The sequence below is a fragment of the Acinetobacter seohaensis genome (genome assembly GCF_056431365.1).
The window spans coordinates 19,938-32,521 of record NZ_JBWKMK010000132.1 but is presented as its reverse complement, the minus strand read 5'-3'; the positions used below and the strand labels follow the sequence as shown (position 1 = coordinate 32,521).

Genomic DNA, 12,584 nt, shown 5'->3' with positions numbered 1-12,584 from the left:
CGATTAATGAGAGCGCGATTATAGGAAGACCAGTTGGTTGTACGATAAGTTTTAGGAGTAGGTTTATTCATTTTGAAATTATAGGACTGAATAAACCTTATAGGCTAGGTTTGTGCAACAAAGCCGTTTGGTGATGACAAGACGTATGCCAATATTGTCGTACAGGATAGGTTGGAAAATTCAAAGGCGCACTCACTACTTGTAAATTCCCGCGTGCCAATAACACCTCACTTAAATAATAAGGCACTGTCGCAATCATATCGGTTTCTTGCACAATTAAACCGACCCCTAAATAACTTGGGATACTCATTAGAATATTACGTCTTAAACCACGATTGCTTAATTCATTTTCAATATGGTAGTGACCTATACTGGTATCTACATCGACATGCGATTCACGAATATAAGCTTCAACATCTAAACTTTTTTCACAAATACGTGGATGATCTTTACGACTAATCACCACATAATATTGTAAAAATAATTGCTGCTGATAAAAACCCTGCTCTAACTCAGGTAAAAAACCAATCGCAAAATCAATTTCACCATTTGCCATTTGATAACTGGTTTCACGGGTAATAGGACGAATTTTAATCCGCACTGAAGGTGCATATTTTTTTAAAAACTTGGTCAGTTTTGGCAATAAAACCAAATGCGAAACATCGGTCATTGCCAAGGTAAATAATTGATCGGAATGTGTCGGATCAAAATCGACTTTAAAATTATTGACCGTTTCAATTTTATTAATAATTTCACTAATCGGTGAAAAAATCTGTTTCGCCAACTCTGTAGGCAACATTTCATTGCCAACCCTTAAAAATAATGGGTCATTAAAATGCTGACGAATTTTATTTAAACAGTTACTAACCGCAGGCTGACTCATGCCCAATGCATCTGCTGCTGCAGACACATTTTTTAATTTATATACATAGTAAAAAATCTGTAGCAGTTTGCTATCTAACTTAAACATATCCATCTTTCCTTAGAATCAGTTTCACTGCTCAGTTTTCATCCTTATTTAACGCCAAGCTTTTAATTTAGAGCTATGCCCAATGCCCACATTAAAACAATTGGTCGGATCCAATTTTTGATAATGCTGCTTTAAGGCAGGCTTCGCCACATATAAATGCCCAACATTATGCTCTGCAGGATACTCTGCCCCACGTGCATCAAGCAATGACCACATTTGATGTTCCATCGCCAACGGGTCTACGCCTTTTTTAATAATATAGTCCTGATGAAAGACATGACATAAAAAATGACCATAATACAACTTATGTATAATCGCCTGCTCCAACTCTGCGGGCAAGGTTTCAACCCATTGCTGATCATTACGTCTTAAAGCAATATCTAAAGCGACAATGTCTTCAACTTCATTTCGATGTGTATCACGATAACGAATTGCAGCACCTGCCACAGCAAAACGATGCAGAAAAGCCTTGCGGCCTTCATCTTCATTACATAGAAAAAAACTGCCGGAATTGCGCGTGATAAAATAATCCATTAAAAACTGCTGTACTGCCGCAACATCTTGCTGCTCAATGCGCAAAATTAAATGATGTTCATACAAATCACGAAATTGGTTCATGCGTTCTGGTAAATGATTTGGCAGTAGTTTCGTGAACATTTGCAAAACTTTATCCGACAATCCACGCATGCCCCAACGGGTTAGAAAACCATCAACTTTGTCTTTCATGGCAAAAGCTGCAGGTACTTTACTGGTGCCAAACTTCTCGATAAACAAGAAGCTGTCTTTGCCATATTCTGCACCAATGTCATAGGCATCTCGATGAATATACTCGCCAGCAATCGGTACACGCGGCAAATCACGTAATAAAAAACGGCGGATTGCGGTTAAATCCTCTTGCTGATTGCTGCCGATATAAAACACCTGACTCGGAATTTTCTCAAATGTATCCAAACGCACTGCAAACACACAGACTTTACCTGCAGAACCCGAAGCTTCAAACAAACGGCTCGGGTCGGCATTAAACCGTGCAGGCGTATCGGCATCGACTTGGGCAACATCATGCACGTAACGCTGATCTGAAGCACAACAATGTTCCGAATATTCAATATCTTCAGGGCGATATTGTTGTTGCTCAAGTTTGGTTAAAATTTCTTCTGGCGAGTTCCCTAAATTCACCCCCAAATGATTGATGAGTTGCAACTCGCCCAGTGCATCGACTTGTGCATATAAGGCCAACTCAGTATAGGCAGGACCACGTCTGACCAATGCACCACCTGAATTATTACATACCCCGCCCAACACTGAAGCGCCAATACAAGATGAACCAATGACTGAGTGTGGCTCACGCTGATGCGGCGCCAATTGCTGTTCCAAAGCATCCAATGTTGCACCAGGCAAGCAAATCACTTGCTTGGCATCGTTGATGAGCTGAATACCTTTTAAACGTTGGGTGTTGATCAAAATTACAGGACGATCATAGTCATCACCAAAAGGGGTAGAACCACCCGTGAGTCCAGTATTGGCGGCTTGCATAATAATAATGCAATCTGCTGCCACAGCCACTTGTAACACTTGCCACTGCTGCAATAAAGAACCTGGCGTGACCACCGCAAAAACCTGTCCTTCGCCAAAACGTCGCCCTTGACGATATAAACGAGTATCTGATTCATGGGTCAATACATGCGCTTTTCCCACAATATCGACCAAGTTTTTGAGGGTTGCTGCAGCATCAAATTGTGTTGCAGAAGAAATTGTCTGTGGCATAGTGTACAAGTCCTGAAACAAGGTGAAAAATACAATTAAGCGATTCAGCCAAATGCATCGGTTGATGGATTGATCGCTCCTGTTGGCAATTTAGCCTTTCAGTTCACGCTCAAGTTGTACCAAGCAATCTGAGTTAATCGCTTGAATGTTTTTAGCACCCGTTAAGGTCATTGCGACTCGCATTTCTTTATCAATCAATTCGAGTAAATTACTCACACCCGCCCCACCTGCTGCACCTAGTGCATAAATAAAGGCACGTCCGAGCATACAAGTATCCGCACCCATCGCCAACATGCGCACCACATCTAGGCCATTACGAATACCTGAATCCACTAGAATTTTTAGATCTCCTTTTACTGCATCGGCTATTGGCGGTAAAGCACGTGCAGTCGAGAGCACACCATCTAACTGACGACCACCGTGATTGGACACCACAATTCCATCAGCCCCAAAACGAACAGCATCCTTAGCATCTTCTGGGTCTAAAATGCCTTTAATGACCATTGGGCCATCCCAGAATTCACGAATCCACTCCAAGTCTTTCCATGAAATAGATGGGTCAAAGTTATTGCCTAACCAGCCAATATAATCTTCAAGTCCTGTTGGTTTGCCTAAGTATTTAGAGATATTGCCCAAGTCATGCGGACGACCTAGTAAGCCAACATCCCATGCCCAGTTTGGATGCATCACTGCCTGCATATAGCGGCGCATAGCAGCATTTGGACCACTCATGCCCGAATGTGCATCCCGATAACGTGCGCCAGGCACAGGCATATCTACTGTAAAGACCAAAGTTGAACAGCCTGCTGCTTTAGCACGTTCCAAAGCATTACGCATAAAACCACGGTCACGCAATACATATAATTGAAACCACATTGGCCGTGAAATGGCAGGCACCACTTCTTCAATTGGGCATACCGACACGGTAGATAAAGTAAACGGAATGCCTTTTTTGTCAGCTGCAACTGCAGCCTGCACTTCACCACGGCGCGCATACATGCCCGTTAAACCCACAGGTGCCAAAGCCACAGGCATTGACAAGGTTTCATTAAATAAGGTGGTTTCTAAACTCAAAGCCGACATGTCATTCAAAACACGTTGGCGCAAGGCAATCTGTGAAAGGTCTTCCACATTTCTTTTCAGCGTTTGTTCCGCGTACGCACCTCCATCAATATAGTGAAATAAAAATGGCGGTAAACGGCGTTTCGCTGCTTCGCGGTAATCATTCGCAGAAGAAATAATCATGGCGCTATCCTGTTTAATCGACTCGCACGCTGACGACGCGCATCTTCCTCGTCTATCATGCGTACTTGTTGAACTACAAATTCAATATGTCCACACACTGCCGAACGGGCAGCTTCTGGATCCTGGCGTTCAATTGCATCCATCACTTGAAAGTGTTGATCGTGCAACTGATCGAAACGGTGGGCTTCGGTATAGACTTTGCGTCTGCCCAAAACTACGTTGTATTGCAACAAATCAAATAAGCCACGCATCATTTGAATGAGCACCAAATTGTGCGATGCCTCGGCAATTGCCAAATGAAACTTGGCATCGGCAATTGCCGCCTGATCGTCATCACCCAAAATCTGAAAATGAGCAATTTGCTCATAACAGGCACGGATGTTTTGCAAATCTTCTGCGGTTGCTCGCTGTGCGGCATACCATGCAGTTCCGCCTTCAAGCACCATCCTCGCTTCCTGCACATCAAAACGATAAGCAGGGTCTTCATCAATCAGGTTACTTAAAGGCTGCACAATTTGATATTGCGACCAATTGGTAGGCAGTTGTTGCAAAAAAGTACCCGCTCCAACTTTGCTGACCAGCATGCCCTGACTGGTCAATTGCTGAATAGCTTCACGCAAAGAGGAACGGGAAACCCCGAGTTGTTCACATAACTTTCTTTCGGCAGGCAATCGGTCTCCGACTTGCATCTGATTTTTTTCAACCAGTGTGCGCAGGTCTTGTACAACTTTGTCGGAAACTTTCATGCGGCTATCCTCTTGTGCATGTGGTTATGGAATCATCCATGGGAACACATAAGCTTGTAGAGTGATAATAATACCGATCATTACGGTGAACGTGATACTGTGTTTCACGGTAAAGCGGAATAAATCCGATTCTTTACCGACTAAACCAACTGCCGCACAGGCAATTGCAATAGATTGCGGTGAAATCATTTTGCCTGTTACCCCACCACTGGTATTGGCAGCAACCAACAAGACTTCTGGTACACCAATTTGCTGTGCGGTTGTGGCCTGCAAGGCAGCAAACAAGGCATTGGCTGAAGTATCTGAACCTGTCAAGAACACCCCAATCCAGCCTAAAAATGGCGAGAAGAAAGTGAAAGCATTACCTGTGTGTGACAAAGCCAGCGCCAAAGTCGCAGACATCCCTGAATAATTGGCAATAAATGCAAACGCCAACACCATCCCAATAGAATAAATTGGTGTTTTTAACTCATTGATGGTTTCAGCAAAAGTTTTAACAGCTTCACGCGGTTTCATTTTTAAATAAATGATGGTGATGATGGCCGCAATCATAATCGCAGTCCCTGTTGCACTCAGCCAATCGAACTTAAAGATCGCATCATAGTCTTTAACATCAGCGACCACAGGCGGCATCTTTTGCACCAGTTGGTGTAAAAATGGCACTTTGATGGAAATTACCCAGTCGTGCATTGCGCCATCTTTGGCAAATAAATCTTTAAACGGCTTGATGCTCCAAATAGTGACCATCACCGTTAACACTGCAAAAGGTGACCATGCTTTCACAATCTGCCCGATGCTGTATTTTTGCTGTTGTTCTGCAACTAAGTTGGCATCCACTTTTGTGTCTGCATCGCTAAAACGGAAAATGTGTTTTGGCTGCCAGAATTTAAACAGTACTGTTAAGCTCACCAACGATGCAATTGCAGCAGTAATATCTGGTAACTCTGGTCCAACAAAGTTAGAGGTCAGGTATTGTGCAATTGCAAAAGCACCACCACCCACCAATACCGCAGGCCAAGTTTCTTTCACACCACGCCAGCCATCCATAATTGCCATGATCCAGAACAGCACAATAGGCACCATAAATGGCAACTGACGTCCAACCATCTGGCTAATTTCCATGGTTTCTACACCCGAAACCTGACCCGCCACAATAATTGGAATCCCCATCGCGCCAAACGCAACCGGTGCAGTGTTCACAATCAAACATAAACCAGCAGCGTATAGAGGCTTAAAGCCCAAACCAACCAATAAAGCTGCAGTAATTGCCACTGGCGCCCCAAAACCCGCTGCACCTTCTAAAAATGTCCCAAACGCGAAGCCGACTAATAGCATCTGGAGACGCTGATCTTCTGTAATCGAAAGAATAGATGAGCGAATAATGTTAAATTGCCCTGTTTTTACAGAGATTTTATATAAGAATAATGCGCCAATAATAATCCATGCGATTGGCCATAAACCGTAAAAAAAGCCATAGATCAATGAAGCAAAAGCCATTGGTGCAGGCATGCCATAGGCAAATAACGACACCAATAACGCCAAAATCACCGTAATTGTTCCCGCAACACTTCCTTTTAAGCGAAATACAGCCAATGCCAGAAAGAAAAAGATAATCGGGATTAATGCAATAAGACTCGAAATCCAAATATTTGCCATTGGATCGTAGATCTGTTGCCAATGTTGAAGCATTGTCATCTCCTTGAAATGCTCACTCAAACGTAAACATAGGTCTAAACATAGAGGTAAAATTCTAATTTTGGTCTGACCAATATTGAGGTTAAAATCAGAATTTCCTCAATATAAGGTACAAATGATAGTTTTAGACAAGAAAAAGTCAAGGTTGGTCTGATTGTTTATCTTGAATGGTCATACCAATTTTACTGAAGGTATGTCTTTATATACAGCATAAAAAATATGCCAAAGAAATATTTAAACTTTGTTTTTTCTGCAGTTTTTAAAAGGAAGGAAAAACCAAATTTATTCGGCACAGCCTTATACAACTTTCGTCTAATACAGTAAAATACGTGTGCTTTCTTCTAAGATGAATTGAACGCTTGATCAAAGGAATCATGGATAAATTCAGCTCAAGTGGCCGCTATTCGGCTTAAAAACATGTGGATTAAAAGAATTTTTTAGACAAAAAAATAACGCCATTATTGACTGCAACAATGGCGTCATCGTGTATTTATAACAGCAACTCACACCTTACTGTGGCTTAACCTGTCACCACGTTCAAGCGCTTTAAACGCGAAATATGCAAATCAATTTGCCCTGCAATTTCAGGTAAAATTTGCTTTAAAAACTGGCTATAGTTCATTGCATCTTCTGCTCTTAATACGCCTGCTTGTACCAATTGTTCCTGCTGTAGCAACATACTTTGTACACGGTTTAAATCAGGCTTTTGCCCTTGGCTTAAACCTGTACTAATTTGCTTAAAGCCTAAATACAACTGATCACGTTGCTGGATTAATTGCTGCATTTCAACTGCAGATACCGCAGCACGCTCTAGCATAGCGTTTGTTTCCAGTACATTTTCAGATTCATCTGAATATAGACTTTGCGTTGTTTCTATCTCTGTGGAAGCCGTGTTCGGTTTCACCCACACTGTTTCCGAAACAGTCTTATTCGGTGGTTGAAACACATACACCACGGTAAACAACACCGCGACCGCCAAAACAAAAAAGCCAATACCGAGCCATCGAGTCCCATTCATGTGCATGCTCCATAAGCAAACCATCCTAAAATGCGCTCAATTCAAATATCGTCTTGAGTGCCTTAGCATGCTTTGCCTGTTATGATCGGCTTAAAAATTACGGCGTCGACCAATCGCTTGGTGCATAACCCAAACGCACTCGCTGTGGGTGATTCCCCACTGGCACACTGCGGACTTTTTCTCCCGTAGCAAAGTCAATCACCGTTACCACATCGGTTTCACTTTCTGAAATCACACAGCTTTTTCCATCTGGGCTACGGGTTGCCCAATATGGTTTACCTGCAGGAATCAGTTTGCCTGCTTTTAAACTCTGACGGTCTACAATGGTCGCGTAATCATCCATCGTGCCTGCCACACAGAGTTTTTCGCCATCTGCGCTGATGGATAAACCATGATGACGTGAATCATTTACCCATTTGCTGCGGTCTTTTGGAATTGTACTGCTGCCCGGTAATTGTCCAATACGCGTGACTTTATCGGTTTTTAAGTCGTATTCCACCAAACCATTAAAAAATGAAACCTGCGCATAAAGTTTGCTTTCATCTTTACTTAGCACCATAGGACGCACTGAGTTGGATAAATCTTTACGTCCAAAGGCATCTAACGCAGGTCGGAAATCAATTTTTTTCAGAACTTTATAATCGTTGGCATCGGCAATGGTAATAAAGCGCTTACCTTTGGTAAAATCTTGCCACTGTGCATCCATCGAAGTTTCTACGTTACCAATCGCAGAGTTTAAGATTTTCGTTCCACCTGCAAAGTAAATATTTTCGTGCGGCTTATCCCCTGTTGCAAAACGCCCCAATTCTTTACCTGTATGAATATCTAAAACATGCACCACATTACCTGACGATGCCGACACAGCAACACGTTGTCCATCTGGTGAAACCGCCATGTGGTCTGCGCGGAAACCTTCGACTGGCGTACGCCAATTAATTTTGCCCGTTTTAATGTTGATGGATACCACATCGGCAAAACTTGGACGTGAAGCCACAATCGACTGTCCATCTGGCGTGGAATACATATCATCCACCAACTGGTCATTGCCCTCACCTGCAGTTTGTTGAATGTAAGTGTAGGCAATCAATTTCACTGGATTTAAATGAATTTCTAATAAACGCTCTTTGCGGTCAGGAATCATATTGACCACACCCACTTTGCCAAAGTCTTGTGAAGGGTGAATCACCGTCACTGTGCCATCCCAGTTATTGCCGACAAAAAAGACTTGTTGGGTATTCGGTGGCTGCGGTAAATAGGTCGAATCTGCATAACTTTGTGCGCTGACACAACTTCCTAAAGCCAGCACGCCTTGAAGTAGATGTTTAAACTTAAACACCTTGTTGGAATAATTCATGTTCTTGTTCTCCCTGAACAGCAAAATGAAAGTGTTGTTTTTGTTTTGGCTTGTGTTTTTACATATTTGTTGTTTTTAACTGAAGCCTGCCTAATCCATCTTGAAGCGATCTTGAAGATTGTTGGCGTGGCATTGATTGGGCAATAGCATAAGAGTTTTTGTAATTTTGCGTCTAGGGTTCGAGCTAGACTATCCGATAGCAGGTCAAGTTTCAGATAAACAGAAATACAGCATCACATCCTGTTAAAATGCCAAGTATGATAAAAGCTTGTTTTTGTCGATGAAATGACAGTAATCCCATACCCATTCAAGCATTTAAACTCAAGAATATAAGGATGTGCCGAGATGCAGTTGTTGGAACTTAAAACCTTGCGTAAACAGCTTCGACAACAGCGCAGAGCGGTCACGCGCACCCAACAGCAACACGCACAGCAAGCTGTTTTGCAGCGGCTAATACGACTGCCAAAATTTCAGTACGCAAAAAAAGTGGGTATGTATTTACATGCTTTTGGTGAAATTCATACACACCACATCATTGAATATTGCTTCGCGCATAGCAAACAAGTGTATTTGCCCATGATTTGCAATATGAATCAACACTTGGTGTGGGTACAAATCACCCCACAACAATATCGTCAGCGTCGCTTTGCCCATCATCGTTTGGGGATGCAAGAACCAAGAACAAGTCGCGGAAAACACATCTCCCATTTAGATTTAGTCTTGATGCCCTTATTGGCTTGCGATACGCATGGCACCCGCATTGGAATGGGCGGTGGTTATTATGACCGCACTTTAGCCTCTGCCCCGCAGCATCCTTATCGCTTAGGGATTGCACATGATTTTCAGCTAATTCATACACGCTTGCCACGTGAAAATTGGGATCAACCTGTAGATGCCTTACTAACTCCACAACATTTTTTACAGTTTAAACGCACCTTGAAACGCTAAATTGATCATTTTGACTGAATAGATCAATTTAAAATCACATATTTAGCTACTTTTTAAACAATTTGTGTTGACCTGCCCTTGTATTTTAAAAAATACCCATCACTATTAAAAACATGGCAACACCGTTGTCACTCATTAGGAGTGCCCATGTCTGAAATTATTATGAATCAAGAAACCTTAGAGCCTCAGGTTCCAAGTGTATTACCGCTTTTAGCGCTACGTGATGTGGTGGTTTATCCACACATGCAAATCGCGCTATTTGTAGGTCGTGAAAAATCGATCAATGCAGTTGATGTGGCTCGTAACAGTGACAATCTAGTATTTGTAGTTGCGCAAAAAGATTCGCTTACAGAAGAAATTGATCACGACAATTTATATCAATACGGTACTGTCGCGAAGATTGTGCAAGTTGTGAATCACGAAAATGATGAAAACTGTATCAAAGTGCTGATTGAAGGCTTATACCGCGCCAAACTCGAAAAAATTATTGATGAAGACGCGTATTTGACTGCAGAACACAGCTTGAGCCCAATGACTGTTGCGATGGATGAAAATACCCAAGCAACACGTTTGCAAGAATTACGTGCCTTATTTGCGCAATATGCAGAAGCAAAATTACGCAATGCACGTGAACTGATTGCTGCTGCCAATAAAATTGAAGATTTATTGCAGTTGTTGTTCTTTGTTGCAACCCGTGTGCCATTGAATATTGATGTCAAACAAAAATTCCTTGAGCACGATGAGTTTGAAGCTCACTTGACCGAGTTAATGACTTATTTATTGCAACAGTCTGAAGAACAGCAGATTGAGCAAACCTTGCATGACTCTGTTAAACGCCAGATGGAAAAAAATCAGCGTGAATACTTCTTGAATGAGAAGATGAAAGTCATTCAACGCGAACTGTCCGATATGAACGGCGGTGCGGAAGATGATGTCGCTGAAATTGAAAAACGTCTGGCCGAAGCAGACTTGCCAGAACATGTCCGCAAAAAAGCAGAAGCTGAGTTCCGTAAGCTAAAAGCCATGCAACCTGCATCTAGCGAAGCGGCTGTGGTACGTAACTATCTGGAAGTAATTTTAGATACGCCATGGAACAAAGCCAGCAAAGTCAGCATTAACTTGGCGAAAGCACAAGAAATTTTAGATGCCGACCATTACGGTTTAGATGAAGTCAAAGACCGTATTGTGGAATACCTTGCTGTGCAGTCGCGCGTGAAAAAACTCAAAGGTCCAATTCTGTGCTTAGTCGGTCCTCCGGGTGTAGGTAAAACCTCACTGGGTGAATCGGTTGCAAAAGCCACTGGACGTGAGTTCGTGCGCATGGCGCTAGGCGGCGTACGTGATGAAGCGGAAATTCGCGGTCACCGCCGTACCTATATTGGTGCGATGCCGGGTAAAATTGTGCAGTCATTGACTAAAGTTGGTGTGAAGAACCCACTGTTCTTGCTCGATGAAATTGACAAAATGGCACAGGATTACCGTGGCGACCCTGCATCTGCTTTGTTAGAAGTACTTGATCCATCACAAAACAACAAGTTTAATGATCACTATTTAGATCTAGACTTAGACTTGTCTGAAGTGATGTTCATTTGTACTGCCAACAGCATGAATATTCCAGAAGCTCTGTTAGATCGTATGGAAGTAATTCGTCTACCGGGTTATACCGAAGATGAAAAAGTGAATATTGCAGAACGCTATCTTGTCCCTAAAGCCATCAAAAATAATGGCTTGCGTGCTAAAGAATTGACGGTTCATGAAGAAGCGATTCGTGACATTGTGCAGCGCTATACACGTGAAGCAGGTGTGCGTAGTCTGGAACGTGAAGTGTCAAAAATTGCCCGTAAGGTGGTGAAAGAAGCAGTCAGCAAAAAAGCCAAAAACCTACAGGTAGATGTGACTTCACAAAACTTGCCTGACTACCTTGGTCCACACAAATTTGACTATGGTATGGCAGAAGAAGAAGCCGAAGTGGGTCGTGTAAATGGCTTGGCTTGGACTTCAGTGGGTGGTGAATTACTCACCATTGAAGTGGCAACCATGAAAGGCAAAGGTAATTTCATCACCACAGGTTCATTGGGTGATGTGATGCAAGAGTCAATCAAAGCCGCGATGACCGTTGTGCGTACCCGTGCCGACAGTTTAGGCATTGAAGCCAATGTATTTGCCGAAACCGATGTACACGTACACTTGCCAGAAGGTGCAACACCTAAAGATGGTCCATCTGCAGGTTTGGCATTGACTACGGCATTGGTATCTGCATTTACAGATATTCCAATTCGTCCTGATATTGCCATGACAGGCGAAACCAGCTTACGTGGTCGTGCAATGCGCATTGGTGGCTTGAAAGAGAAACTTCTTGCGGCACATCGTGGTGGTATCAAACTGGTATTTATCCCACAGGAAAACGTGCGTGACTTGTCTGAAATTCCAGACAATGTCAAAGAAGGTTTGGAAATCAAGGCTGTGAAAAGCATTGATGAAATCTTGCCTTTGGCACTGACCAGTATGCCTAAGCCTTTAACCAAGGCACCGATTGTGAAGCCAGTAGCAGCAGGCAAAGCCGCACGTCATTAAGCAAGTTACTCTGCTTTAAGCATAGAACATCTCAAAAGAGCACTTCGGTGCTCTTTTGTTGTATTTAGATTCTGGATTTAAAATAATTGAATAATTTTTTAATTATTTTTAAAATGGATAGTCTGTTTTTAATTCAATTTCCTTGAAAAATAGGCAAACCATCCACATATATAAATTTAAGATACATCGCGCTGTATGTTTCTTGTTTGGTCTATTTAGACCGATAAATTGATCAGACGCTTTTGATTGAAGCGTGCTTCATGGTCTGGT

Annotated in this window: 9 protein-coding genes; 2 read left to right on the top strand and 7 right to left on the bottom strand. The window is 42.5% G+C overall.

The window, feature by feature from the left end:
* Positions 1–97 precede the first annotated feature (97 nt).
* From AC07E5_RS12100 to AC07E5_RS12070, 7 genes are all read right to left on the bottom strand, one after another.
* Positions 98–970, bottom strand: coding sequence for a LysR family transcriptional regulator (locus AC07E5_RS12100; protein ID WP_498625553.1), 873 nt, complete (start codon positions 968–970; stop codon positions 98–100).
* Between the two features lie 48 nt (positions 971–1,018).
* Entirely contained in the window at positions 1,019–2,734 is a 1,716-nt protein-coding gene (gene dld, locus AC07E5_RS12095) for a D-lactate dehydrogenase (RefSeq protein ID WP_498625552.1), read from the bottom strand.
* A 90-nt stretch (positions 2,735–2,824) separates the two neighbouring features.
* Positions 2,825–3,979 carry an FMN-dependent L-lactate dehydrogenase LldD gene (lldD, locus tag AC07E5_RS12090; RefSeq protein ID WP_016659249.1) on the bottom strand — a complete coding sequence of 385 codons (1,155 nt, stop codon included), beginning with the start codon at positions 3,977–3,979 and terminating at the stop codon, positions 2,825–2,827.
* Positions 3,976–4,725 (bottom strand): transcriptional regulator LldR, encoded by a 750-nt coding sequence (gene lldR / locus AC07E5_RS12085; RefSeq protein ID WP_348931780.1) that lies wholly within the window; start codon positions 4,723–4,725, stop codon positions 3,976–3,978. The genes lldD and lldR overlap by 4 nt, the downstream gene beginning before the upstream one ends.
* Positions 4,726–4,749: 24 nt before the next feature.
* The gene (lldP, locus tag AC07E5_RS12080; RefSeq protein WP_171249313.1) at positions 4,750–6,420 is read right to left on the bottom strand and encodes an L-lactate permease; all 1,671 of its coding nucleotides are present in this window, start codon (positions 6,418–6,420) and stop codon (positions 4,750–4,752) included.
* 520 nt (positions 6,421–6,940) lie between these two features.
* The gene (locus tag AC07E5_RS12075) at positions 6,941–7,438 is read right to left on the bottom strand and encodes a hypothetical protein (protein WP_004970693.1); all 498 of its coding nucleotides are present in this window, start codon (positions 7,436–7,438) and stop codon (positions 6,941–6,943) included.
* Between the two features lie 97 nt (positions 7,439–7,535).
* Entirely contained in the window at positions 7,536–8,792 is a 1,257-nt protein-coding gene (locus tag AC07E5_RS12070; RefSeq protein ID WP_498625551.1) for a YncE family protein, read from the bottom strand.
* Between the two features lie 351 nt (positions 8,793–9,143).
* On the opposite strand from AC07E5_RS12070, the gene AC07E5_RS12065 reads away from it, so the two are divergent.
* Both AC07E5_RS12065 and lon read left to right on the top strand, forming a co-directional pair.
* A complete protein-coding gene (locus tag AC07E5_RS12065) occupies positions 9,144–9,740 on the top strand; it encodes a 5-formyltetrahydrofolate cyclo-ligase (RefSeq protein ID WP_179994055.1) in 597 nt (198 codons plus the stop codon).
* A gap of 147 nt (positions 9,741–9,887) precedes the next feature.
* The gene (lon, locus tag AC07E5_RS12060) at positions 9,888–12,314 is read left to right on the top strand and encodes an endopeptidase La (protein WP_131260796.1); all 2,427 of its coding nucleotides are present in this window, start codon (positions 9,888–9,890) and stop codon (positions 12,312–12,314) included.
* Positions 12,315–12,584: the final 270 nt, after the last annotated feature.